Origin of the sequence: Diaphorobacter sp. HDW4B (assembly GCF_011305535.1) — a bacterium.
Classification (GTDB): Bacteria; Pseudomonadota; Gammaproteobacteria; order Burkholderiales; family Burkholderiaceae_C; genus Diaphorobacter_A.
Genome location: NZ_CP049905.1, coordinates 4,528,096 through 4,553,634, shown reverse-complemented (window position 1 = coordinate 4,553,634; position 25,539 = coordinate 4,528,096). Strand labels below are relative to the sequence as shown.

Genomic DNA, 25,539 nt, shown 5'->3' with positions numbered 1-25,539 from the left:
TGCGAAGCTCGCCCCTCCCTCCTCTTTCACACTGAAAAACAAACGCCCTGCATGCGTGAGCATGCAGGGCGTTTGATATTTTGGGCTGAGGCTTATTACTTCTTCAGCAGCACCTTCAGCGCGCTTTGCAGGCGGCGAGCAGTTGTCTCGTCGCTTGCGGACCCCAGCACTGCGGCGACGTCCTTGCCCCAGGTTTCCTGTGGCGATGGGTCATTGCGGCGTGTCAGCAGTTGCAGTTGGTACGCGCGGCGGGCTGTGATCTGGTCGGCGGGCGTGGGCACGTCCGCAGCGATTTCCAGACGCAACAGCGCGTTGTTGTCGACGGGCTTGGCAGCACCACCCACCGCTTGTGCCCACGCGGCACGCACTGCGGGTTGCAGCTTGCCGAGTTCCTGCGCGGATGGCAGCTTTTCTGCGTCGCGACCTTCCCATGCCGACAGCAGTCGCGTGAGCGTCTCGCCGTGGGCTTGTGCGGCCAGCTTGCGCAGGGCGTTCTGTGCGTGGTCCAACGCGTCACGTTGCGCACGGAATGCCGAATCGCCCAGACGTGGGGCGCGTGGAGCATCGTCGTCGCGGCCACGACCGCCGCGTGCATCGCGGCCATCGCGCGAGAAGCGGGAATCGCCACGATCACCACCACGGCCGCCATCGCGATCACCGCGACCGCCTCGGTCGTTGCGTTCACCTAGACGACCTGGGCGACCGGCTGGAGCAGCCGCTGCGGCCTTGTTGGCGCCTGGACGGTCATCGCCGCGCACTGCCACCACGGGGCGCGCTGGCTTGGGAGCGACAGGCTTGGGTTCAGCCTCGCCGCCTTCTTGCGATTCAGCACCTTCTGCCGGAGCAGCCTCGTCGGCCGTTGCGGTTGCAGCAGGAGCGGACACAGGAGCTGGCGCGGCAGCTTCGGTCGCGGCAGCCGCTGCCGAGTTCTTCATCGCGGCGTCGAGTGCATCCATCGCAGAGCGAATGGCTTGCACGTCGCCCGATGCATTGGCTGCTTCCAGCGCCTTGGCGGCATCGAGCACGGCCTTGTCGCGCACGCTCATCTGTTCGGATTGGCGCTCGCGGTCGGCGCTCTTGCGCTGGAATGCGTCGTCGATGGGCTTGCGGAAGGCATCCCAGAGCTTCTGTTCGCGCTTGCGATCCAGCGGCACGGATTGCGCTTCGGCTTGCCAGCGTTGCTGCAGCGCCTTCACGGCGTCGATGCGCAGCGGCGTAGCGGCACTCAGTTCGGCAGATTCGTGGATCATCGCCTGACGACGATCCAGACTTTCCTTCTGGGCGGTTTCCAGCGGACGAGCGGCGTCGCCCAGCGTCTGCTTCCACAGCGATTGCAGTTCGGCAAACACCTTTTCGCTGACATGACCGCCGTTGCGCCAGCGTTCTGCAAACTGGTGCAGCGCGCGGCTCATGGTCTTCCAGTCGGTCGATGCGGCATGGGCCTGAGTCCAGGTCTTGACCTCTTCGATCAGCGTCATGCGAGCACCCTTGTGCTCGGCGGCCTCGGCACGCACCTTCTCCAGCCAGCCCTCGACGACCTTGTGAGCGGTGTTGCAGGCTTCGTCAAAACGCTTCCACAGCGCGTGATTGGCCGGAGCGCCCTGATCGGACGCCTTCCACTGTTCGCGCAGCTGACGCAGGGTTTCCTGCATCTTGCGGCCACCCAGTTCCTGGCCTTCGGGACGCTTGAGCAGCGCTTCTGCGCGGTTGACCAGGTCTTCGCGGACCTGATCGGCGCTCCAGCGCTGCCAGCCTTCGAGTTCACCTGCGGCGATCAGCGCGGCATTGACCTTCTGTTCCAGCTCGCCATCCACATGACGGCCATTGGCCTTCAATGCAGCGCGCAATGCGGCGGCGGCACCGATGCTGGCCTTGCCATGACCTTCCGCAGTTTCCTGCTCCAGCTTGGCAAGCGCTTCGCGCACGGCGTTCTGGGCCTTCTTGCGGACTTCCGGGTCCACCTTGGGCTTGGCGGCTTCCTGCGCTGCGGCCTTGGCTGCATTGGCATCCGCCTCGGTGGGCAGACCGCGCAAGGCGCGAATTTCGTCGGCCCAGACCGGCACTGGAGGCAGCGGAGCCTCGGCGCTGGTGGCTGCGGTCGATGCCAGCGTCAAAGCCGACTTGAACGCCTCCCACACGGCGAGCAACTGCGCGCCCGAGCTTTCGAGCATGGGCGGGAAGCGCGCTTCCACGCTGGCCCACGATGCATCGGAGGTGAGTTCGTTGGCATGTTCCTGCCAGCGATTCACGTCGGTGCTCAGCGCTTCCAGAACGCCTTCGGCATCGCGGAACGACTTGGTCGACAGCACTTCGATGCGCTGAGCCAGCAGCACAGCGGTTTCGCGCTGCACTTGAACACGGTGCTGCAGGTCTTCGATGACCTTGACGCGGTCGGCAATCTGCGTCTTGAGCGCAGACAGCGGCTCGCGGGACAGCGGCGCGCCCGCCTTGGCGGCATCGCGCTGCCAGGCCAGAGCGTCGGCAATCGACAGGCGCGAAGCGGCCAGCAACGCGTTGGCCTTGTCGGCCCACTCCGCGGCGATGGCTTCCTGGCCCTGCATGCGCTTGATTTCGTCGAGGCGCTCACGCACGGCGCGGGCTGCACCCTTGTCGCGAGCACTCAGCTCCTTGAAGACTTCCTGCAACTGCTCCAGCGCAGGTTGAGTGGCCAGCCATTCACGGATGCGCGATGCGCGCTCGCCGGAGGTGGCAGCGGAAAAAGCGCCGCCGGTCAGCGCATCAAGTGGATGCGGTTCACTGGCTTTGGTGGGGGCTGGTGCCGCCTCTGGTGCGTCAGACATTTTGTTGCGAGAAGAAAAAGGAAACATGAAACCTATTGGAAATGAATTTGGCTGAAGCAGCTACATCGCCCTTTCGGGCCCCCTCGCTGCCAGCCAGCGTAGTTTCGCCAAGCCGCTATTTTGACGCGGTTTTGGTTCGGCCCTTCCGAGGACACTACTTTGACAGTCAAGCTCTGGGTTGACCAACGCATGGTCCACCCACGGAAATCATTGTGCCGCAAGCTTGAGTTCTGCCTTGGGAGACCATTTGGAATCGCCCGACGACTCGCTCTGCAGCTTGCCCGCACTCACAAAAAGTCGGTCGATGGGCACCTTGCGGCTGGCCAGATAGTCACGCACCGCGACACCGCGCTGCAAGGCCAGCTCCTGAGCCGCATTGTCCTGCAACTGTATGTTGTCGAGCAACAGCGATTCCATCTCGGCGTCCGGCAAATCCTTCGCCAAGCCGACCATGTTGCGCGGCTTCTTGACGTCGGCGCGCTTGTAGGTTTCCTTGAGCAGCTCGGAATACTCCGCCGGTTCCACCGCCGCCACTTCCTTGGTGTCACCGCCATCACGGGCGACCTTGCGGCGCTTCTGCGCAAGCACCATGGTGTTCAGACGTTCGCGCTTGAGCGCAGCCTTTTCAGAGGCCGCATCTGCCCAGCCGACCACCGTCATCTTGAGCGCCGGACGATCCGTGAGCGCCGTCGCCACCTTGTCGAGCTGCTCCTGCGCGGACTTGGTGAGCACGGCACTGCCCGCGTCGAACGACACGGCACCCTGCTCGTCCCCGCCGCCACCGAAGGCGCTTGCCAGCAGCGAGAACGGCGCGGTCACGGCCTTCATGATCAGATTGCCGATGACCTTGAAGATGATGCCGCCGAGGCTGAACTGGGGATCATTCAAAGAGCCACTGATGGGCAGGTCCACGTCGATCACGCCATTGCGGTCGGCCAACAGGGCCACGGCAAGCCGCACGGGCAGACTGGCTGGCGCGCCCTTGACCTCGTCACCGAAGGCTAGCTGGTTCAGAATCAGCTTGTTGCTTGCAGTGAGTTGACCATTCGGCTCGATCTTGTAGGCCACATCCATGCTGAGCTTGCCGCGCTCGATGCCATGGCCCGCGTACTTGATGCTGTAGGTCGACAGCGGCGGCAGCTCCAGATCGCGCATGCGCGCCTGAATGTCCAGCACCAGCGGCTTGGCCAAGGGGTTGATCTTGCCCGAAACCTCCACCTTGGCCGTGCCTTCCGCCTTGCCGGTCAATTGCAGATCGGCCATGTCGAAGCTCTCCGCGCCTGCAGGACGCACGGAAGAGAACGCACTCAGGCGACCATTGAGTTCGGTCAGATCGGTCGAGTAGTTCGGCTTGACGAAGTGGTCGGTGAAATACATCGCACCGCGCACCAGGTTCACCGGGCCAAAACGAATGATAGGCGCCATCGGATCGGGAGCCTCCGCTGGCGGAGCCACCTGCGCGACCTGCTTGTCGCCCTTGACGGCACCAGCGGCACTGGCGGCAGATGCGGTCTGGGCCGGGGCTTCTGCCTTCTTCCCGCCAGCATCCTTCGCGCCTTCGACCGTCACGGGCTGGCCCTGCAGATCCTGCAGATTGATGCGGCCGTTTTCCTGAATGATCACGCGGGCAAAGAAATCACTCAGCGTGGTTTCCGCCACGTCCAGCGACATCGGTTTGCCGGGAGCCATGTCCACGGCCAAACCCTTGAGCGCCAGCGCCTTCCAGTTGAGCAAGTCCTGCGCATCGCGACCGACGGCCAGACCCTTGTCCTGTACGCCATCGGCATCGGCGGCGCGCACGCGCACATCCTCCAGCCCCACATTGCCCTTGACAGTCGCAGTCGGGCCCTTGTCGCTCATGAGCAGCTTCACATCGCCGTTGAAGCTGCCATCTGCACGCACCAGTCGCACATTCAGATCCTTGGGCAGATAAGGCTGGGCCACATGCAGCGGCAGCGCCGTCGCCTGCACCTTGCCATTGACCGCCAGCGGCTCCAGCCCGGCATTGCCGTCATAGCGCAGACTGCCCGGCTCTGCCCGGCCAGAGCCCGCCACCCGAGCCGACAGGCGAACGGGGAACACGCCACCCTTCTTGGCCGGGAAGATAAACTCGCGCACATTGGCCTGCAGCGCATTCACGCGCAGCAGCATGGGCTGGGCATTCGCCGCATCACGCACGACGACCGCGCCATCCTTCAAATCCAGCTCGCCCAGCGCGATGGCCCAAGGCGCTTCGGCTGCGTCCTTCTTCGCCTCGGGCGCCGATGCTGCAGATGCTGTCTTGGACTGGACCAGCCAGTCCTCATACATCAGCTTGCCATCCTGACCGCGCTCCACATAGACCTTGGGAGCCACCAGCGCCAGCTTGCCCAGCGTGACATGGCGGCGACTCAGGTCGACCAGCGTGTCCTTCAATTCCAGTTCGCCAAGCTCCACCAGCGTATTGCGCTTGGCACCGGGAACACCCGCTGCCACCAAGGTACGGCAGCGATCACCGCCTGTCGTGCAGGTCAGCGCCACATCCTTGATCGAGCCCTTCCCCACGCTGGCCACCAGACGCTCGCCATTGCGCGCCACGCCCAGATCCAGATCCATTTGCCCACCCACGCGCGGAACCATCGCACCTGCCAGATACGGCGTCGCCCAGTCCAGCGGCAAGCCACGCAGACTGGCCGCCACCTTGGCCTGCTGGAGATCGGCACTGCCATCAAAGCCCAACGTGGCGGGGTTCTTGGCGGCATTGCCCGAGGCGTCGAGCGGCGTCAGTTCCGTCTTGCCCGTGAACTGCACAGGCTGCGTCATCGGCCACAGAATGCCGCGCGCGTCCAATTGCAGGTTCTGCAAATTGAAATGCGCTGCCTCACCGGCGACCGCCTGATCGCGCCAATCGATCGTGCCGTTGCGCAGACCAAATTGGTCGAGCTGCACATTCCACTCGGGCTGAGCACCTGCCTTGGCAGGAGGCGCGTCGGCCTTGGGCTTGGCGTCGGACGCCGAAGCCTCCTTCACCTTGGGGACCTCGGTCTTTTCAGCCGAAGCCGCCATGCCCGGAATTTCCAACTGGCCGTTCTTGTCCCGGCGCAGCGCAAAACGTGGTTTGTCCCATTGAACAGAAGCCACATGCACCACGCCCTTGAGCGGCTGCACGTCAGCCAAGGTGACATCCAGCTTGTCGAAGGCGGCCAGCTCCTGCTCCTTGGCATCCGACACCTTCACCTCGCGCAGCGCGAGCTTGCCGATCACGCCCACCTTGGCGGCATCCTTCTGCTCGAAGGCCAGCTTCAGGTCCGCATCCAACAGCCCTGCGTTCAGACGCACCGGCACGGACTTGGGGATGTAGACCGCAAACGGTGCGAGATCGAAGCCGTCGATCTTGAAGCTCGCATCGGCCTGCCGCGTGTCAGCAAACGGCTTGGCCTGAGCGGTCGACTCGAACGGACTGCCGTTGAGCGCAAAGGCCAGACGCGGCGTGACCTTGACCTCGCGGTCGGCATTCAGATTGCTCAGAAAGGGAATGCTCAGATCGAGCTTGTCGAGTTGCTGCTTGCGACCCACGACGCGGTCATCGAACTCGACAGCGCCATCGCGCAGCACGATGTTGTAGAGCGCAAAGTGTTGCGGGTCGCTCGGCTTTTCGTCTTCTTTTTTGGGGCGCTCGGCGATGCGCTTGAGGATGTCGTCGAAATCGAACTGACCCTCGGCCACATGGGCGACGCGCACCTTGGGCGAATCCACCTCGATGGCGTCGAGCACCGGCGCCAGTTTCACCAAGGACTGCGCGGCGGCATCTATATATATGCGTCCGATCTCCAGTTGCTTGGAAGCGCCATCCGCGCTGGCGATCGACAGATCATGCACTGAGAGCTGCAGCGCCCAGGGCTTGAACTGCACTTCGCCCACCTTGACTTCGCGACCAAGGAATTCGGAGCCATAGCGCTCCACATTGCTTCGCAGCAGGGGCGGAACCGCCAGCCAAAGAATCACCCCCAACAGCAGGATCGCGATCACGAACCACGCGATGCGTCTGAGCCATTTGTTGGTCTTGAAAATTGCAAGCGGGGATTTGGACACGCTTGCGGCACTGCTCTCTGATGTCATCCCGTGATTGCATCAGAAATTGAGGTTCTTGTTTTGTAAACAAGCGCAAAAGTCCAAGAGATCTCTCGATTCTTGAGGCGCACAGAAGCAGCAGACCCCAAAAACGAGTAAGCCCGGTGATCAGCAAGACCGATCACCGGGCTCGACGGCTGACACAACGGTCCTTGCCATCATTTTTGCTACCGAGGAGAGTTGCGTCCCCGGAGCAGAGAGCAAGAGATTGCTCTCAAGGAGGCTTTCTGGACTGGTTTGACTTCAGGCGGCACTGCATGCCAACTCCCGAATCCAGACGCTGGTCCATCCAGCGATGCACTGCATTCAGCAGGCAGTTCAAATCTACGCCCACATCCCCGGAATTGCCAGATTTTTCTCTCAATTGAAAATAGTTGTCGATTGAGAGTTTCGTTTTTCAACGTTTTTCGCCAATCGTTGCGATCGGCAACTTTTCCCCGCAGAAGCCCCTAAAACGCTAAAAACTGTATTAATACACAGCATTTGTTAGACAATTAAATTCTAAAGGACTTATTTTTTAGTATTGACCTAGAATTTAGAGAGCTTCTAGAATCCGCCATTCACAAAAAAAGCGGGTTAACCCCAGCCCGCACCCTGCAGCCGATATCGGCTTTGTCAGTTCATCTTTCCTCGCCCACGAACCGATGCGTGCGAGCCAGATCCGAACTTGACCCCCATCCAGGCGAAGAAGCCTGGTAAGGACTGAGCGTGATGACGACGCCAGACCTTGACTCAGGAATCATTCTTCAACTCGAGAAAGGAAAGCTTGTGACGGCTTCAGGATCAACAGTGCTCGCGGGCATACGCACCTTCACATCGGACGTGGTCGATGGCTTCATGGAGCTGACCCACAGCAGCTTCGCACTCATCGGACTGACCGTGGCGTTTGCCGGCATCACCCTCGTGGCGCGACCCGATCTGCGCGACCTCGGTGAAGAGCGTCTTCGCACCTGGCTGTTCGAGCGACATGTCGCCACCATCGGCTCCCCCATCGAACCCGGCGCGGTCGATCGTGCCACGGCGGCCAATCCCAAGGATCTGCCACGCGAGCAGGCCAAGGTGGCCTACTGGCTGAGCAAGAAATACCGCGTCGCGCCAGAGCCCATTGCGGCGCTCGTGACCGAAGCCTATTCCATCGGTTCGCGCACCAAGCTCGACCCGACGCTGATTCTGGCCATCATGGCCATCGAATCGAGCTTCAACCCGTTCGCCCAAAGCTCTGTTGGCGCACAAGGTCTCATGCAGGTCATGACCCGCGTGCACAACGACAAGTACGACGATTTCGGCGGCAACCACGCCGCTTTCGATCCCGTGACCAACATGCGCGTTGGCGTCAAGGTACTGCAGGAATGCATTGCCCGCGCCGGTTCGCTCGAAGGCGGCCTGCGTTACTACGTCGGCGCGGCCAACCTGCCCGATGACGGCGGCTACGCCACCAAGGTGCTGGCCGAGCATTTCCGTCTGCGCCAGGTGGCCAACGGTCAGAACATTTCGACCACGGCCACGACACCTGCGCCCGTCCCGGCAGCCAAGCCAGCAGCGCCCACTACGCCGATGCTGTCGACCAAGGCTTCCTCACCTGCACCATCTGCCACAGAAGCCCCCTCGCACACCCCTGCGAGCGCGCCTGCCACCATCGAATCCGAAGCCCCTGCGCAGAGCTCGGAAAAAGTGGCCATGCTCAACCACTGAGCCTCTCAGAACTCGTTCACAAGACGCCCCCATCCGTACCAACCCTGCCTCAGTCAGTTACACTAGCGAAGTACGCGACTGGCGATAGGCGCGAGGCAGCTTCTTGATGAAATGCTTCGCCGCTGACGTGGAAAATGCCAGGAGGTGATTCCCTCCTGCAAACCACTGGGAAGCGTGCCGCACAGGCCTTGGGTGAGTTGATTGATCATTGTGTGCGCCTGTTGCGTTCAGCCGTTCGCCTGGGCAGCTCTTGTCGTCATTCGACGTGCAAGGGACTTCCACCGCATAGGACTGCCATGTATCAACGCAATATTCTTGTCGAACAGACCGATCCCGAACTCTTTGCAGCCATCCAGGCTGAAAATCAGCGTCAAGAGCAGCACATCGAGCTGATCGCGAGCGAAAACTACGCTTCGCCAGCCGCCATGTGGGCCCAGGGCACGCAGCTGACCAACAAGTACGCCGAAGGCTATCCAGGCAAGCGCTACTACGGCGGTTGCGAATTCGTGGACATCGCCGAAAAGCTGGCGATCGACCGCGTGAAGGAACTGTTCGGCGCTGATGCTGCCAACGTGCAGCCTCACTGCGGCGCATCGGCCAACGAAGCCGTGTTCCTCGCCTTCCTGAAGCCCGGCGACACCATCATGGGCATGAGCCTGGCTGAAGGCGGTCACCTGACGCACGGCATGCCACTGAACATGTCCGGCAAGTGGTTCAACGTGGTCTCCTACGGTTTGAACGAAAAAGAAGAAATCGACTACGACAAGATGGAAGCGCTCGCCCGCGAGCACAAGCCCAAGCTGATCGTGGCCGGTGCGTCCGCCTACTCGCTCGAAATCGACTTCGAACGCTTCGCCAAGGTCGCCAAGGAAATCGGCGCGATCTTCATGGTGGACATGGCCCACTACGCCGGTCTGATCGCCGGTGGCCAGTACCCGAACCCCGTGCCTTTCGCCGACGTCGTGACCACCACCACCCACAAGAGCCTGCGCGGCCCCCGTGGCGGCGTGATCCTGATGAAGGCCGAGCACGAAAAGGCCATCAACAGCGCCGTGTTCCCCGGCCTGCAAGGCGGCCCGCTGATGCATGTGATCGCCGCCAAGGCCGTGGCGTTCAAGGAAGCCCTGTCGCCCGAGTTCAAGGACTACGCCAAGCAAGTGAAGCTCAACGCCAAGGTCATCGCTGAAACGCTGACCCAACGCGGTCTGCGCATCATCAGCGGCGGCACACAGAGCCACTTGATGCTGGTCGACCTGCGCGCCAAGGGCATCACCGGCAAGGAAGCCGAAGCCGTGCTGGGCGCTGCCCACATGACGATCAACAAGAACTCGATCCCGAACGACCCCGAAAAGCCAATGGTCACCAGCGGCATCCGTATCGGTTCGCCAGCGATGACCACCCGCGGCTTCAAGGAAGAAGAAGCGCGCATCACGGCCAACCTGATCGCCGACGTGCTGGACAACCCACGTGACGAGGCGAACATCGCCGCCGTCCGTGAAAAGGTCCACGCACTGACATCGCGCTTCCCGGTCTACCGTTGATTCGCTAAAGTCGTTCATTGATTCATCACTGACGAGTCAACACCATGAAATGCCCCTTCTGCGGACACCCTGAAACCCAGGTCGCGGAAACCCGCGTGTCCGAAGATGGGGATTTCATTCGCCGCCGCCGCCGCTGCGGCGCGTGCGACAAGCGCTTCACCACCTACGAGCGCCCCGAGGTCAACTTCCCCACGATCGTCAAGAAGGACGGCCGCCGCGTGGAGTTCGACCATCAGAAGCTGCACGGCTCCTTCAAGCTCGCCCTGCGCAAGCGCCCCGTGAGCACCGAACAGATCGACAACGCCATCGAACGCATCGAGGAAAAGCTGCTCAATCTGGGCCAGCGCGAAATCCTCTCATCACGTCTGGGCGAACTGGTCATGCGCGAGTTGAAGAAGCTCGACAAGGTCGCCTACATCCGCTTTGCCAGCGTCTACCGCAGCTTCGAGGACATCGACGAGTTCCGCGCGCTGGTCGACGAAGTTCGCCCGCAGAAATAAGCACCTGCACTAGCTTGCCCCTTCGGGTTTACGTGTAGCTGCCGCGCACAAAGATCGTCCGATAAGACGATTCACGCGCTCCTCCCTCCTGCTGAACAATGGGCTCACAGACAAAGCACAGGCCGATGTCGCCTGCGCTGCCAGCCACTTCACACATTCGATGCAGGAGACCACCGCATGCCACGCACCTTTCGTTCCCCCTTTCGCGCGCTGACCGCCGCCATGCTGCTTGCCGGAGCCGTCGGCCAGGCCTCGGCCCAGGGCGTCTCCGACGGTGAGGTCCGCATCGGCGTGCTCACCGATCTGTCGGGGGTGTATTCCGACGCCAGCGGTCGGGGTTCGGTGCTGGCCGCGCAGATGGCGATCGATGATTTCGTCGCGCAGAACAAGCCCAACTTCAAGGTCAAGCTGCTGTCGGCCGACATGCAGCTCAAGCCCGACGTCGGTGCCTCCATCGCCCGCACCTGGTTCGACCGCGAAGGCGTGGACATGATCACCGATCTGCCCTCCTCCGCAGTCACGCTCGCGGTGATGAATCTGGCCGCCGAAAAGAACAAGGTTGTGCTGCCCACTGGCCCGGCCTCGCTGCGCATCACCAACGACGACTGCAACGCCACCACCATCCACTGGGCCTACGACGAATACTCGCAAGGTCAGGGCACGGCGCGTGCGATCACCGAATCCGGCAAGAAGACCTGGTACTTCATCGAGGCCGACTACGCGGGCGGCAAAGCACTGCGCGGCGGTTTTGAAGAAGCCCTCAAGAGCGCTGGCGGCACGGTGTTGGGCACTTCCAAGCACGCACTGGGCGCGGGCGATTTCTCCTCGCAGATCGTGCAGGCACAGGCTTCCAAGGCCGACGTGATCGGTCTGGCCAACGCCGCTGGCGACACCGCCAACCTGATCAAGCAGGCCTCTGAATTCGGCGTCACGCCCAAGCAGGTGCTGGCCGCCTCGCTCATCCACATCACCGACATCCACGCGCTGGGACTCAAAACTGCCAAGGGCCTGTTCCTGACTGACGGCTTCTACTGGGATCGCAACGATGACTCCCGCGCGTGGTCCAAGCGCTTCTTCGATCAACGCAAAAAGATGCCGACCATCGTGCAGGTGGGCACCTATTCCGCCGTGCTGCACTACCTGAAGGGCGTGCAGGCCGCTGGCACCGACGAAGCCAAGGCCACAGTCGCCGCGATGAAGAAGATGCCCGTGAGCGACGTGTTCGCGCAGAACGGCAAGATCCGCGACGATGGCCGCATGGTGCACGACATGTACCTCTACGAAGTGAAGACGCCCGAAGAGTCCACCAAGCCCTGGGATTACTACAAGCTCAAGGCCACCATTCCCGCAGAGAAGGCCTTCCGCCCCATCGAGCAGTCCACCTGCAAACTGGTGAAGAAGTAAACCAGCAAGCCGGGCTGTTGCCTTCCAACGCCGCATGTCACCGACCGGACATGCGGCGTTTTTCATGATTGCCAATTGGAATGGCTCACGTAGACTGCCTTCAAACCGTCCGGCAGTCCGTCCCGTAGTCCATTTCAGCGCTCCATGCCCTCCGCTCCCGCTCCGATCCCACGCCTTGGCACCAAGCTCACGCCGCCCGCATCGACTCCGTATCAGGTGCAGCGACACCCCGCTGGCATGGAAGACGCCGGCACCGCACGCGTGATCTTGGTCCGCGCGCCTGCGGGCTTCGGCAAGAGCACGGCGATGATGCAGTACTACCGCTCTCTGGAAGAACGCGGCCAGTCCGTCGCGTGGCTCACGCTGGATGCACAGGACAACGACATGTCCCGCTTCGTCCACTATCTGGGCGAGATGATGGTGCAGACCGGCATCAGCACGGCCTTGCCCTACAGCCCCGTGGAAGCGGTGGACGCCATCTCCACGCACCCGAGCGGCTTCACCTTCTTCATGGACGAGCTCGACACGCTGCGCAGCCCCGGTGTGCTGGGCCTGCTGCGCGAGCTGATCGAACGCCTGCCGCGCGGCGGCCAACTGGTCGTGGGTTGCCGCAGCTGGCCTGATCTCGGCTTTGGTCGATTGCGCGCACGCGGGCAACTGGTGGAGGTCGGCCCCGCGCAATTGCGATTCAGCCTCGACGAAACCCGCAGCTTTCTGCGCAACCGCCTGGCGCATGTGCCCGAACATGCCATGGTCACGCTGCACAACCGCTGCGAAGGCTGGGCGACCGGCCTGTGGCTGGCGTCTCTGGCGCTGCAGCACAAGCCGGATACGGTGGCGCTGGCCGAGCGCTTCTCCGGCAACGATCAGGCGCTGGCCGAATACCTTGCCGAAGATGTGCTCGCACACGAGACGCCCGAAGTGCGCGAGTTCCTGCTGCGCACCAGCGTGCTGCGCCACCTGACCGTTCCGGTCTGCGCCGCGCTGAACCCCGACACCGACTGCGCCGCCATGCTGGAGCATCTGGCCACGCACGGTGTGTTCCTCACCCGCATTGGCGATGACCCGCCCGCCTGGCGTTATCACGCCCTGTTCGCGTCGTTTCTTCAATCGCGATTGGAGCAACGCGGCTCGGGTCTGTGCACGCAACTCCATCTGGCCGCATCACAGGCCTACGAGGCCGAGCAACGCCCGGTCCCCGCCATCGATCATACCGTGCTCGCGCATGACCACGCGCGCACCATCACGCTGCTGTCGACGCATGCCGAATCGTTTCTCGATCAAGGACGGCTGCGGCTGCTCGACCGCTGGTTTCAAAGCCTTCCGCCCGCGCTGCTGCAGGCACATCCACGGCTTGCGCATCTCTCGCTGTGGGCCGCCTGCTTCACGCGCGGCCCCATCGAAACACAGACACTGCTGGACTCTGCGGCCCCCTTGTCCTCGTCCGATTCGCAAAGCGCAGAGTCCGAGCACCTCTCGCTGCGCGCCATGCTGCTCGCGCTGCAGGAGCACTATGCCGATGCCCACGCCGTGGGCCGACGCGCACTCGCTGCCATGCCGTCCGACCTGCCCTTCGCCGACAGCGCGCTCATCAATCTGATGGCGAACATCTCGTCCATTCTTGGCATTCCCGAAGAGTCGCGCAAGCTGCTCGACATGGCACGTTCGCGCTTCGGCACCAGCGCGTTCAACCGCATGTACGCCGAGTCGCTGGAAGGCATGCTTGATCTGTTCGAGGGTCGTATGCGCCAAGCCTCTGCGCGCTTTCGCATCGCCGTGGAAGCCACGCACCTTGCCACCTTCAACCAGAGCCACGGCAACGCCTGGGCCGGTGTGCTGCATGCCTGCGCGCTGTACGAGGCCAACCAGCTCGACAAGGCCGATCACCTGCTCAGCATCTACCTGCCGATGGCGCGCGATGTGGGCTTGCCCGACCACATGATCCTCGGGCACTCGCTGCGCGCGCGGCTGGCGTTCAATGCGGGTGACGTGGACAGCGCTCTGCACTCGCTGATGGAACTGGAACATCTGGGTCATGTGCGCCGACTGCCGAGGCTGATTTCCGCATCGCATCTGGAGCGTGCGCGCATCTACATGCAGCAGGGCAACAGCCAAAGCGCACGCGAAGAACTAGACCGCGCCGCGCAGATTGCACAACCGCAGGAGCTGCAGAACTACCGCTTGCTGGCGCAGGACGTCGAATACCCCGAACTCGCGCAACTGCGCTGGCGTGCATGCTTTGGCGATTCCGCGTCAGCAGCCGTCGAAGCCGCACACCGCGCCGTGGAAGCCGAACGCCAAGGCCGCACGCGCCGCGCCATCAAGCTGCGCATCCTCCAGTCGATTGCGGAACACCGCGCCGGGCATACGGGCGAAGCGCTTCAACGCATCGCCAACGTGCTGCAGACCACCTGCCGCGAGGGCTTCTTCCGACTGGTGCTCGACGAGGCTCCGTGGATCAAGCCGCTGCTGGCAAGCTATCTGTCACGCGCACTCGAACAAGGCTCTGCGGGCAGCGATCCGATCTTCGCCGAGTATCTGGAGCAACTGCGCGTCGATGCGCAGATCTCCGCCGAAACCGACAATCCGCAGGACACGCCGGAGCCCCTGATCGAGCCACTCACGCGCAAGGAGCTGCATGTGCTCCAGTTGCTGGCCGAGGGCTACTCCAACAGCGCCATCGCCGAAAAATTGGTGGTGGCCGACACGACGGTGCGCACCCATCTTCGCCACATCAACACCAAGCTCAACGCCAGCAGCCGCACGCAGGCCGTGGCGCTCGCACGCAGGTTGCGGCTGATCTTGTGAAGGGCTGCGCATTCACATCGCGCGCGCGATGACTTCCTTCATGATCTCGCTCGTGCCGCCGTAGATGCGCTGAATGCGCGTGTCCACGTACATGCGGCCGATCAGGTACTCGTTCATGTAGCCATACCCGCCAAAAAGCTGCACGCACTCATCCACGCAGCGGCCCAGCGCATCCGACGCCCAGAGCTTGGCCATCGATGCCGTAGTCGCGTCGAGCTTTCCTTCCAGTTGCTGCTGAATGCACTGGTCGATGAAAGCCCGCCCCACGCGAATCTGCGTGGCGATTTCGGCCAGCTTGAAGCGCGTGTTCTGGAACTCCGCCACTGGCTTGCCAAACGCCTGGCGCTCGCGCACATAGGCCAGCGTCGCCTCGTATGCGCCTTCCATCATGGCCAGCGAGTTCACACCGATCAGCAAACGCTCGAACGACAGATCCGACATGAGCTGCGCAAAGCCCCGTCCTTCCGGCCCACCGAGCAGACAATCCACGGGCACACGCACATCGTCGAAGAACAGCTCGGACGTGTCCTGCGCCTTCATGCCGATCTTGTCGAGCACGCGTCCCACGCGATACCCTTCGCGGCCTTCGGTCTCCACGGCGATGATCGAAATGCCCTTCGATCCCGCATTCATATCGGTGCGCGCCACCACCAGCACCAGCCCCGCCAACAGCCCGTTGCTGATGAAGGTCTTGGAGCCGTTGAGCACGTAGTGGTCGCCCTCCTTGTTGGCACGCAGACGTATGCCCTGCAGATCCGAGCCCGCGCCCGGTTCGGTCATCGCAATCGCGCCCACCATCTCGCCACGCGCCATGCGCGGCAGCCAGCGCTGCTTCTGCTCGTCGGTTCCATGGTTGAGCACGTAATGCGCGACGATGCTGTGCACGGCGATGTTCATGCCGGTGAGCGAGCGGCGATACAGCTCCTCGCCAATCACCGCCTCGTGCCGGAAATCGCCACCACCGCCACCGAATTCATCGGGCACGTCCGTGCACAGCAAGCCCAGCTCGCCCGCGCGCCGCCAGATCGCGTGGCCCACATTGCCTTCCTCGCGCGCCTTTTCATCGGCGGGCTCCAGCTCGTCCAGCATGAAGCGCGTCACGGTCTGGCGGAACATGCTCAGGTCGGCATCTTCCCAAGGGCGTTGAAAATCAATCATGGCTGTCTTCCTGAATCGTTGTCGGTTGGATGCTCATACCCATGCTCACGCCGCATTCCAGCGTGCCAGTATGGCGTCTTCATCGGCGCTCACCGGACGTGCGGGCAACTTCAAGTCGTGACCGCTGAAACGCGGCGCGGGCGCAGGCTGCAGCAGCCCCGCATCGCTGGCGAACGTGCTGCGCGCCACGTTGTGCGGATGCGCGGGAGCCTCGTCCCAATCGAGCACCGGCGTGACGCAGGCGTCAGTGCCTTCCAGCAAGGTGCACCACTCGTCGCGTGTGCGCGTGCGAAACAGATCGGCCAGCCGCACCTTCAAACGCGGCCACCAGCGCTTGTCAGTCTGGTGGTCGAAATCGGGATCGTCCGCGAGCCCCACAATGCGCCGAAACTCCGCATAGAACTGCGGCTCGATGGGACCCATGGCGATGAACTTGCCATCGGCGCAGGCATAGGTGTCGTAGAAATGCGCTCCGCCATCGAGCAGGTTTTCGCCGCGCTCGTTGTTCCATGAACCTTCGGCCTTGAAGCCATACATCATGGCCGAGAGCAGCGCCGCGCCATCGGTCATCGCAGCATCCACCACCTGCCCGCGACCCGTTCGCCGGGCCTCGTGCAAGGCGCTCAGAACCCCCACGGCCAGCAGCATCGCACCGCCGCCGAAGTCGCCCACATAGTTCAGCGGAATCGACGGTTTCTGGTTCGCGGGTCCCACGGCGTGCAGCGCTCCGCTGATCGAGATGTAGTTGATGTCATGCCCGGCGGCGTGCGACAGCGGCCCCGACTGCCCCCAGCCCGTCATGCGCCCATAGACCAGCGCCGGATTGCGTGCATGGCAGGCATCCGGCCCCAGCCCCAGACGCTCCATCACGCCGGGACGAAAGCCTTCGATCAGCACATCCGCCCGAGCGATCAAGGTCAATGCGCGCTCGCGCTGTGCCTCGTCGCGCAGATCGAGCATCAGCACCTGCCGCCCACGCGCCAGCACATCGTGCGCATCCTGCAAGGTACCCGGACGCGCAATGCGCAGCACCTCGGCCCCCAGATCGGCCAGAACCATCCCGCAGAACGGCGCCGGGCCGAGGCCCTGCATTTCGACAACCTTCAATCCGTTGAGCGGTCCAGTCATGCCTGCGTTCCGTTGGTTTCTGATGATCGAGGAGTATTGCGGCACACGCCCCGCAGGGCAATCGTCGTATCCGACGACCTTGGGCGCTGACGGCCTCATCGCCAAAAATCGTCGCTCCGGACGATTGGCAGCTTCCGCCGCAGGCGGCAATATGCAGCCATAACGGACCAACCGGAGACAGTTGAAATGAGTTTGCACGCCTCGCACGCCATGGACATCCCCTTTTTGCTCAGCAACCTGCTGCAAGGGGCGGCGCGCCACCACAAGCATGGCGAAATCGTCTCCGTGATCCATGGCCAGACCGTTCGCCACACCTATGCCGACTGCGAACTGCGCGCCCGCAAGCTCGCGCAGGGCCTCAAAGCCATGGGGATTCAACACGGCGACCGCGTCGCAACCCTCGCGTGGAACGACCACCGCCACTACGAGATGTACTTCGGCATTCCCGGCATCGGCGCAATCTGCCACACCGTGAATCCGCGTCTGTTCGTCGAGCAGATCGTCTACATCATCAACAACGCCCAGGACGTGGCACTGTTCTACTCGGCCGATTTTCAGGAGCTGGTGGACAAGGTGCGCCCGCACTGCCCCAGCGTGCGCCACTGGCTGTGCCTTGACAGCGCCGATGGCACCGCGCCATCCGACTACGAAGCCCTGCTCGCACAGCACGCGGGCGACATGGTCTGGCCCGAGTTCGACGAGCGCTCCGACGCCTTTCTCTGCTACACCTCCGGCACCACCGGCCAGCCCAAGGGCGTGCTCTACACGCATCGCTCCACCGTCATCCACGCCTACGCCGTCTCGCTGCCGGATGCGCAGAACGTCTCGGCCATGAGCGTGCTGATGCCCGTCGTTCCCATGTTCCACGCCAACGCGTGGGAGTCGCCCTTCGCCACCACGCTCACGGGTGCCAAGCTGGTGCTGCCGGGCTCCAAGCTGGACGGTGCATCGCTGCATCGCCTCATCGATCAGGAAGGCGTGACCATGTCGATCGGCGTGCCCACGATCTGGTTCAATGTGCTGTCCTACATGCAGCAGAACAACGTGCGCGTGCCCACGCTCAAGCGCCTGCTGCTGGGCGGATCGCCCACGCCGTTGTCGATGATCGAGGCTTATCACGCGCTCGGCATTCAGGTCACGCAAGGCTGGGGCATGACCGAGACCGCAGCGATGACCACCACATCGCAACCGCTCGCGCAGCACCGCGACGTGCCGCTGAAAGAGCAGCACCGCACCATCTACCAATCCGCAGGCCGCGCCGTGCCCGGAGCCGACATGCGCACCGTCGATGATGCAGGCAAGGAAATCCCCTGGGGCAGCAAGCAACCGGGCGAGCTGCAGGTGCGCGCGCCATGGGTCATCAAGCGCTACTTCAACGCCCCCGCCGACGCCACCACGCCCGACGGCTGGCTGCCCACGGGCGACGTGGCGTTGATCGACGAGGACGGCTACATGCGCCTCACCGATCGCAGCAAGGATGTCATCAAATCGGGTGGCGAGTGGATTTCTTCCGTCGATCTCGAAAACCTCGCCACCGCCATTCCCGGCGTGTACCTGGCCGCATGCATTGCCGGTCAACATGAGCGCTGGGGCGAGCGCCCGATTCTCGTGATCGAACCGCGCGAAGCTGCCACGCTGACCGAAGCCGAAGTGCTCAGCGCACTCGACGGAAAAATCGCCAAATGGTGGATGCCCGACGCCGTGATCTTCATCGACAAGATGCCGCTTACAGCAACCGGCAAGCTTTCCAAGCTGGAGCTGCGCAACCGCTTCGGCACGCATCTTCTGGGCAAGTCCTGACCTCATCCATCGCCATCCAGACGAGACAAGATCATCATGCAAGACGTATTCATCTACGACCACGTGCGCACGCCGCGCGGCAAGGGGCGCTCCAGCGGTTCGCTGCACACCATCACGCCGGTGCAACTGGCCACACAAGTGCTGACCGCGCTGCGCGAACGCAGCATCAGCAACCCCGCCGAGATCGACGATGTGGGCCTCGGCGTGGTCATGCCGATCGGCGAGCAAGGCGCGGACATCACGCGTGTTGCGTTGCTGGAAGCCGGTTATGGCGATTCGGTATCGGGCTTTCAGCTCAACCGCTTCTGCACTTCCGCGCTCGACACCGTGAAGATGGTCTTCGGCCTGATCGCCTCCGGCCAAGCGGATGCGGGCATTGGCGGCGGCGTGGAATCCATGTCGCGCGTGCAGATCGGCAGCGACGGCGGCGCGGTCTACACCGATCCGAACATCGGCGCACGCTACCCCTACATCCCCAACGGCGTGGCTGCCGATCTGATGGCCGCGCTCGATGGCATCACGCGCGAACAGGTGGACGCCTACGCCGTCGAAAGCCAGCGCCGCGCGACGGAAGCCGTCGATTCCGGCAGGTTCGATGCATCGCTGGTGCCTGTGCGTGATCGCCTAGGCAACGTGGTTCTGGCACGGGATGAAGCCCATCGCCCCGGCACGACCATGGCCGATCTCGCCAAGCTCCCGCCTGCGTTCGACAAAGCGGGGGCTGCGGGCTATTCGTCCATCGTGCTGCGCCGCTATCCGCAACTTGAACGGATCGAACCCATCCACACCGGCGGCAATTCGAGTGGCATCGTCGATGGCGCATGCGCCGTGCTGCTTGGCAGCGCGGAGTTCGGCCAGCGCAACGCACTCCAACCCCGCGCGCGCATTCGCGCCGCCACCACCTGCGCCGACGAGCCGCTGTTGAGCCTCGGCGGCCCCATGCCCGTCACGAAGAAAACCCTCGCCAAAGCAGGCATGGCCGTGGGCGACATCGATCTCTTTGAAGTGAACGAAGCCTTCGCCGTCGTGCCCATGCTCTACGGTCGCCACTTCAATATCGACCCTGCGCGCATCAACGTGAATGGCGGCTCCATCGCGCTCGGCCATCCGCTCGGCGCAACGGGCGGCATGCTGCTGGGCACCGTGCTGGACGAACTGGAGCGCCGCCATCTCAACACCGGTCTGGTCACGCTCTGCGCCGCCGCAGGCCAATCCACCGCCATGATCATCGAACGCGTCTGACGACTGACTGCCAAGCTGGAATCGCCATGTCCAACACCTCCCTTTTTCCCGTCGAACTCGACCACAGCGGCGTCGCGCACATTCAACTGCCCGAGTGCTCGCACGCATCCGATTCAGTCGTGCCCGCAGAATTGGCTGCGCTCGTCAGCACCTTGCAGCAGCAAGCAGCGCAAGACTCCGTTTGCGGCTTTGTGATCCACGCAAAGGGCAACAATTGGCTGCCCCAGGCCAGCGCGCAGGCGTGGCTGGATTTCTGCAAGGACGGTAATGCACAAGCCATCGCCAACGCGGCATTGAAGCGCTCGCAACTGCTGCGCAGCGTGGAGAAACTCGCCAAGCCCGTCGCCATCGTCATCGAAGGCAACTGCCTCGACCTGTGCCTCGAATTCGCGCTCGCGTGCGATCACCGCATCGTCGCCACGCGCGACAAACCCACGCTGTTCGGCCTTCCGCTCGTCAAGCGTGGCATTCCTCCGATGGCCGGTGCAACTCAACGCCTGCCGCGCCTCTGCGGCATTCCATCGGCCCTGCCCATGCTGCTGGGCAATGCAAATTGGGATGCAGACGCCGCGCTCAAAAGCAAGGTGATCAGCGCGATGCTGCCTGCCGATGCGGCGCTTGCCGCAGCCGCCCAATGGGTGCTGGAACACCCGCAAGCACAAGCCGTGTGGGACACCAAGGGCTACAGGATTCCGCAAGGCGCAGGCGCGTTGGCCGCGCACTCCAATCGCAGCTTTGGCGAATCGATTGCCAACATCCGCAAGACCACCCACGACAACCAGCCTGCGCCACTGTCCATCGTGACGACGGTGTATGAAGGCACGCAATTGCCCATCGATGCAGGTCTGTTGGTGGAGGTGCAATGCGCAGCGCAGACGCTCGCGCAGCCCGCCACCATCAACCAGATCCGCACGCTGTGGCTCAAGCAGGATCAGGCGCGGCAACTGGTGCGCCGACCCGCCAACATCGACAAACACGTTGTGCGCCAGCTCGGCGTGCTCGGTGCCGGTTTGATGGGCGCAGGCATTGCACAGGTGGCTGCAGTTGCAGGCATCGACGTGGTGCTGATCGACTCCAGCGCCGAACGTGCAGTGCAGGCACGCGAGAAGATTGCTGCGGCATTGCAGAAAACGCATGGTGACAAGGCCACGCAGATCGCCGCTCGCATCACGGCCACCGCCGATCTGCAATTGCTCAAGGGCAGCGATTGCGTCATCGAAGCCATCTTCGAAGACCGCGCAGCCAAGGCCGAGCTGATGGCCAAAGCCGCTCAAGCACTCGCCGACCGCACACCGAATTTCGTCTGGGCCAGCAACACATCCACGCTGCCGATCAGCGGTCTGGCGGGCTATTGGCTCAAGCCCGACGAAGTGATCGGCATGCACTTCTTCTCGCCCGTGCCGCGCATGCCACTGCTGGAAATCATCAACGGCAAGGAGACCAGCGACGCCACCCTCGCGCGCACCATGGACTTGGCCGCGCGCCTTGGCAAGACGCCCATTCTGGTGAACGACAGCCCCGGCTTCTACACCAGCCGCATCTTCTGCGCCTACATCGACGAAGGCATGGCGATGCTCGCCGAAGGCATCAACCCCGCGCTCATCGAAAATGCAGCGCGTCAGGCAGGCTTTGCCACATCACCGCTCGCAGTGACGGATGAAGTCTCGCTCGACCTGCAGGCGCTGGTGATCGGCCAGGCAGAACGCGATGGCTTGGACGACAAGTTTCTGCGCAAGGCAGCCGCGCCAGTCGTCGCGCGCATGAATACTCTCCAACGCCTGGGACGCAAGAGCGGTGGCGGCTTCTACGATTTTCTGGAAGACGGTACAAAGCGCCTGTGGGCAGGCCTTGCCGAAGAATTTCCCCTCGCAAAAACGCAGCCCGACATCAGCACTGTGCGCGCACGCCTGCTTTGCATGCAGGCGCTGGAGTCGGCACGCTGCCTTGAAGAATCGGTGCTCACCTCGTCGTCCGATGGCGACATCGGCTCGATTCTCGGACTGGGTTATCCAGCGTGGACGGGCGGAACGCTGTCTTACATCGACACGCTGGGCGTCGCGGAATTCGTGAAGCAATGCGATGCGTTGGTCGACGTGGTGGGCGAGCGCTTCCGCCCGAGCGCGTGGCTGCGCGGGCGCAGCAGTTTGCAAGACAAAAACTAAGTCACCGAGCACTCAGCGCCGCACGATGCGCGGCGTGGTGGGCAGCGCCATCGGCTGCTGCGCACTGCGCTCGCGCACATAGGCAACGAACGCATCGAGATCGATCATGCCGCCGATCACATCCTTGCCTTCGGTGAAGGTCGAGAAGTTGTCGCCGCCCGTGCTCAGATAACTTTGAATCGCCACGCGGTAAGTGCTGCTCGCTTGAATCGGATCGTTGTTCAAACGCATGTTCGCAATGCGCTGGCCCGCAGGCTGGTTCAGATCGAACTCGTAGCTGAATCCGTTCGAGATCTGCAGAATGCGCGGCTGCGTGACGGTGTTGGTGCCGCTGTTGAATTGCAGCTCCAGCAGGCGCTGCAACTGCTCGCCGGTATAGCTCATCACTACCAGGTTGTTGCCGAACGGAAGCACCGAATAAAGCTGCCCATAAGTCACCTCGCCCGATGCCGATTCGGGCACCAGATCCGCGCGCACGCCACCCGAATTCATGAGGGCGATCTGCGCGCCGCCCGATGCGGCGTCGCTCGTGGCATGCAGCATGGAATCGGCCACCATGCGGCCCAGCACGCTTTCGCCCGCGCTGTTCGCGCTGCGCAATGCACTGCCGTCCAACACGCCGGAAATCTTGGCCGCGAGCGGTGCCACCGCCGTGCGGTAAGTGGACACCAGTTGGCTCACCGCGCTGTCTGCGGCAAACACCGGAAACTCCGTTTGCAACGGCACCTTGGTGCTGCCGGTGGTGATCGCCTCGCCCTGCACAATGATCTGCCGGGCCGATTTGGCAGTGACCTTGCGCGAGGCCGTGTTCACCTTGAGCTGCACTTCGGTCAGCAGCGTTCCGTAGCGGCCGGCGCTGGTCAGCAGAAAAGGCTTGGCAGGATTCACGCGCTGGTAGTCGCACAGATAGGCCTGGTGCGTGTGGCCTGAGATCACCACATCGACCTCGGCAGAGAGCTTGTCGAGAATCGGCAGGATGTCGCCCGACAGCCCCGCGCAGCTTGCGTCCTGCAGCCCCGACGTGGCATAGCCGCCCTCGTGGATCAGCACCACGATCACGTCCGCGCCCTGGGCACGCAATGCGGGAATCAGCGCGTTGGCGGTATCGGCCTCGTCCGCGAACGTCAGCCCTTGCACGCCGCTCTGGCGCACCATGCGCGGCGTGGTCTTGAGCGTCGTGCCGATGAAGCCCACACCGATGCGTGCGCCGTTTTCTTCAAAGAACTTCACGCCCGAACTGCGCAACAGCGGGCTGCCATCGGCACGCAAGGTGTTCGCCGCCAGAAACGGAAACTGCGCGCCCTTGAAAGGCTTGCTGATCTGGCAGGGCTCTTTGCTGGTGTACTTTTCGCAGCCACCGTTCTGCATGCGCAGCAGCTCCTGCGAGCCCTGATCGTATTCATGGTTGCCGGTGGCGGAGAAATCGATGCCCATCAGGTTCAGGGCCTCGACCGTGGGCTCGTCCAGAAACAGCGACGACACCATCGGAGATGCGCCTACCATGTCGCCCGCCGTCACCACCGCCATGTGCTGGTTGGCGCTGCGTCGCTGGGCAATCGCGCCTGCAAGATAGGCCGCACCGCCCGCCGGAACCGCCACGCTTTGCCCGGCTGCATTGGTGGTGCGGATGGCTACGCCGGGAGCTTCCAGATTGCCGTGAAAATCATTGAAGCCCAACAGCGCGATGTTCATCTCGGCAGGCCGCGCACCACTCATTCCGCCACTGCCGCCGCAGCCCGAGAGCATCAGCCCCAGGCACACGCTGCCCCACAACCCATTCCAGCGCTTTTGCATGCTGTCCCGTCCGACCTTTGAATAGTGGTTGGTAACCGGTTGGCGAAAAGAGTTCAGTTCAAGGCGTGAACAACTTGGCCGCGGCCACCGGATTCGACGCGAACCACGCGTGAAAATAACTCATGCGCAGCGAACCTTGTGCGTGCACGCATTCAAGCTGCGAGGCTTCATCGACCGCATCTTCGGCAAGCAGACGACGCGTGTGTGCGATCACCGGCAGGCTGGTTTCGCAGGTCGAATAATGAAAGCCGTGCCCGCGCAACCTGCCCCATGGGGTGTCCCACGCCTGCATGCCCAAGCCACGCAAGCGATCATGCTGCGTGACCACCCCGGAGATCACGCCGAGCAGCGACTCGCGCATGTCTTTCGACGGCCAATGCAGTTCTTCCATCAAGGCCAGCATGCCGCCGCACTCGGCCCAGATCGGCTTGCCCGCCTGCCAATGCTCGCGAATATCTGCGGCAAGTCGATGACAGGTGCCCAGCGTGTTCGCATGCAGTTCGGGATAGCCACCGGGCAGCCACAGCGCATCGCATTCGGGCAAGGCATCGCCCGCAAGCGGCGAGAAGAATTGCACATCCGCGCCCTGCTCCCGCAGAAACGCGACGTTCGCCGGGTAGATGAAGCTGAACGCGGCATCACGCGCGATGGCGATGCGGCGGCCTTCGAGCAATCGCGTTGGCGGATCGTCCGAAGCAGGCGCTGGAATCTCCACGCCCCAGCGTTCCTGCCACTGCGACCAATCGAGCTGCCCCAGATCGGATTGCGCGAGCGATTCGGCAACCTGCGCGATGCGCGCGTGGCCGTCGCTCATTTCATCGGCGGCCACCAGACCCAGATGGCGCGATGGAATCGGTGTCTTGTCTTTCTGTTGGCGCATGACCTGCCCGAGCCATGGCACATCCGGCGGCATGCTGGCGCGCAGCATGCCTGCATGGCGTTCGCTGGCGACGCGGTTGGCGAGCACGCCCGCGATGCGCAGACCCGGCCGGTACTTGGCCAAGCCAAAGGCCACCGCGCCAAAAGTCTCAGCCATCGACGACGAATCGATCACCAACAGAATCGGCAGACTCCACAGCGCAGCCATGTCTGCGGCGCTGCGCGAGCCGTCGAACAGCCCCATCACGCCTTCGATCAACACCACATCGTTGTGCTGCGTGGCAAGGGCCAAGCGACGCTGGATGTCGGCCTTGCCGCACATTGCCAAGTCGAGGTTGTCGACGGCCTGACCGCTTGCGAGCGCCAGCCAGGTGGGATCGAGAAAATCAGGCCCGCACTTGAAGACCTGCACACGCTTGCCGCGCGCATGCAGCAGGTGCGCGAGCGCGGCGGTGATCGTGGTCTTGCCCTGCCCCGACGCGGGGGCAGCCACCAACAGAACCGGACAGGACACGGGCTG

At 63.1% G+C, this 25,539-nt stretch carries 15 protein-coding genes and 1 riboswitch; of the genes, 9 read left to right on the top strand and 6 right to left on the bottom strand.

From position 1 onward, the window contains the following. Window positions 1–95: 95 nt before the first annotated feature. Together G7048_RS20825 and G7048_RS20820 are read right to left on the bottom strand one after the other, a co-directional pair. Entirely contained in the window at window positions 96–2,801 is a 2,706-nt protein-coding gene (locus tag G7048_RS20825; protein WP_166069970.1) for a DUF349 domain-containing protein, read from the bottom strand. Window positions 2,802–3,008: 207 nt separating this feature from the next. Then, on the bottom strand, window positions 3,009–6,872 hold the full coding sequence (locus G7048_RS20820; RefSeq protein ID WP_240933052.1) for a DUF748 domain-containing protein: 3,864 nt from the start codon (window positions 6,870–6,872) through the stop codon (window positions 3,009–3,011). An 807-nt stretch (window positions 6,873–7,679) separates the two neighbouring features. Between G7048_RS20820 and G7048_RS20815 the strand changes: the two genes are divergently transcribed. The 5 genes from G7048_RS20815 (at window position 7,680) to G7048_RS20795 (ending at window position 14,856) form a co-directional block, all read left to right on the top strand. Further along, window positions 7,680–8,603, top strand: a complete 924-nt coding sequence (locus G7048_RS20815; RefSeq protein ID WP_166069968.1) for a lytic transglycosylase domain-containing protein — start codon at window positions 7,680–7,682, stop codon at window positions 8,601–8,603. Window positions 8,604–8,667: 64 nt separating this feature from the next. Beyond that, window positions 8,668–8,855: riboswitch (ZMP/ZTP riboswitch) on the top strand. 44 nt (window positions 8,856–8,899) lie between these two features. After that, the gene (gene glyA, locus G7048_RS20810; RefSeq protein WP_166069967.1) at window positions 8,900–10,144 is read left to right on the top strand and encodes a serine hydroxymethyltransferase; all 1,245 of its coding nucleotides are present in this window, start codon (window positions 8,900–8,902) and stop codon (window positions 10,142–10,144) included. A 44-nt stretch (window positions 10,145–10,188) separates the two neighbouring features. Beyond that, window positions 10,189–10,644: a transcriptional regulator NrdR gene (gene nrdR, locus G7048_RS20805; protein ID WP_166069966.1), complete on the top strand. Its 456-nt coding sequence runs from the start codon at window positions 10,189–10,191 to the stop codon at window positions 10,642–10,644. A 177-nt stretch (window positions 10,645–10,821) separates the two neighbouring features. Then, a complete protein-coding gene (locus tag G7048_RS20800) occupies window positions 10,822–12,048 on the top strand; it encodes an ABC transporter substrate-binding protein (protein ID WP_240933051.1) in 1,227 nt (408 codons plus the stop codon). Between the two features lie 144 nt (window positions 12,049–12,192). After that, window positions 12,193–14,856, top strand: a complete 2,664-nt coding sequence (locus G7048_RS20795; protein WP_240933050.1) for a LuxR C-terminal-related transcriptional regulator — start codon at window positions 12,193–12,195, stop codon at window positions 14,854–14,856. 12 nt (window positions 14,857–14,868) lie between these two features. Here the strand turns inward: G7048_RS20795 and G7048_RS20790 are convergent, their stop codons facing one another. Continuing rightward, window positions 14,869–16,014: an acyl-CoA dehydrogenase family protein gene (locus tag G7048_RS20790; protein WP_166069965.1), complete on the bottom strand. Its 1,146-nt coding sequence runs from the start codon at window positions 16,012–16,014 to the stop codon at window positions 14,869–14,871. Between the two features lie 45 nt (window positions 16,015–16,059). Next, window positions 16,060–17,142, bottom strand: coding sequence for a CaiB/BaiF CoA-transferase family protein (locus G7048_RS20785; protein WP_166069964.1), 1,083 nt, complete (start codon window positions 17,140–17,142; stop codon window positions 16,060–16,062). Between G7048_RS20785 and G7048_RS20780 the strand changes: the two genes are divergently transcribed. From G7048_RS20780 to G7048_RS20765, 4 genes are read left to right on the top strand one after another with little or no spacing between them, the layout of a single operon-like run. Continuing rightward, window positions 17,141–17,305, top strand: coding sequence for a hypothetical protein (locus G7048_RS20780; protein ID WP_166069963.1), 165 nt, complete (start codon window positions 17,141–17,143; stop codon window positions 17,303–17,305). The genes G7048_RS20785 and G7048_RS20780 overlap by 2 nt on opposite strands. Window positions 17,306–17,328: 23 nt before the next feature. Next, window positions 17,329–18,942 carry a long-chain fatty acid--CoA ligase gene (locus G7048_RS20775; RefSeq protein ID WP_166069962.1) on the top strand — a complete coding sequence of 538 codons (1,614 nt, stop codon included), beginning with the start codon at window positions 17,329–17,331 and terminating at the stop codon, window positions 18,940–18,942. A gap of 36 nt (window positions 18,943–18,978) precedes the next feature. After that, a complete protein-coding gene (locus tag G7048_RS20770; RefSeq protein WP_166069961.1) occupies window positions 18,979–20,184 on the top strand; it encodes an acetyl-CoA C-acetyltransferase in 1,206 nt (401 codons plus the stop codon). 26 nt (window positions 20,185–20,210) lie between these two features. Next, window positions 20,211–22,346 carry a 3-hydroxyacyl-CoA dehydrogenase NAD-binding domain-containing protein gene (locus G7048_RS20765; RefSeq protein ID WP_166069960.1) on the top strand — a complete coding sequence of 712 codons (2,136 nt, stop codon included), beginning with the start codon at window positions 20,211–20,213 and terminating at the stop codon, window positions 22,344–22,346. A gap of 12 nt (window positions 22,347–22,358) precedes the next feature. Here G7048_RS20765 and G7048_RS20760 read toward each other — a convergent pair whose 3' ends face one another. Beyond that, window positions 22,359–24,140 carry a bifunctional UDP-sugar hydrolase/5'-nucleotidase gene (locus G7048_RS20760; protein WP_166069959.1) on the bottom strand — a complete coding sequence of 594 codons (1,782 nt, stop codon included), beginning with the start codon at window positions 24,138–24,140 and terminating at the stop codon, window positions 22,359–22,361. A 58-nt stretch (window positions 24,141–24,198) separates the two neighbouring features. Then, window positions 24,199–25,533, bottom strand: a complete 1,335-nt coding sequence (locus G7048_RS20755; RefSeq protein WP_240933049.1) for a cobyrinate a,c-diamide synthase — start codon at window positions 25,531–25,533, stop codon at window positions 24,199–24,201. Window positions 25,534–25,539: the final 6 nt, after the last annotated feature.

What these genes read in the sequence shown, in the direction of transcription:
- G7048_RS20825 (WP_166069970.1), bottom strand. Translation starts at nt 2,801, where the DNA reads ATGTCTGACGCACCAGAGGCGGCACCAGCCCCCACCAAAGCCAGTGAA.
- glyA (WP_166069967.1), top strand. Translation starts at nt 8,900, where the DNA reads ATGTATCAACGCAATATTCTTGTCGAACAGACCGATCCCGAACTCTTT.
- nrdR (WP_166069966.1), top strand. Translation starts at nt 10,189, where the DNA reads ATGAAATGCCCCTTCTGCGGACACCCTGAAACCCAGGTCGCGGAAACC.
- G7048_RS20800 (WP_240933051.1), top strand. Translation starts at nt 10,822, where the DNA reads ATGCCACGCACCTTTCGTTCCCCCTTTCGCGCGCTGACCGCCGCCATG.
- G7048_RS20795 (WP_240933050.1), top strand. Translation starts at nt 12,193, where the DNA reads ATGCCCTCCGCTCCCGCTCCGATCCCACGCCTTGGCACCAAGCTCACG.
- G7048_RS20790 (WP_166069965.1), bottom strand. Translation starts at nt 16,014, where the DNA reads ATGATTGATTTTCAACGCCCTTGGGAAGATGCCGACCTGAGCATGTTC.
- G7048_RS20780 (WP_166069963.1), top strand. Translation starts at nt 17,141, where the DNA reads ATGCCTGCGTTCCGTTGGTTTCTGATGATCGAGGAGTATTGCGGCACA.
- G7048_RS20785 (WP_166069964.1), bottom strand. Translation starts at nt 17,142, where the DNA reads ATGACTGGACCGCTCAACGGATTGAAGGTTGTCGAAATGCAGGGCCTC.
- G7048_RS20775 (WP_166069962.1), top strand. Translation starts at nt 17,329, where the DNA reads ATGAGTTTGCACGCCTCGCACGCCATGGACATCCCCTTTTTGCTCAGC.
- G7048_RS20770 (WP_166069961.1), top strand. Translation starts at nt 18,979, where the DNA reads ATGCAAGACGTATTCATCTACGACCACGTGCGCACGCCGCGCGGCAAG.
- G7048_RS20765 (WP_166069960.1), top strand. Translation starts at nt 20,211, where the DNA reads ATGTCCAACACCTCCCTTTTTCCCGTCGAACTCGACCACAGCGGCGTC.
- G7048_RS20760 (WP_166069959.1), bottom strand. Translation starts at nt 24,140, where the DNA reads ATGCAAAAGCGCTGGAATGGGTTGTGGGGCAGCGTGTGCCTGGGGCTG.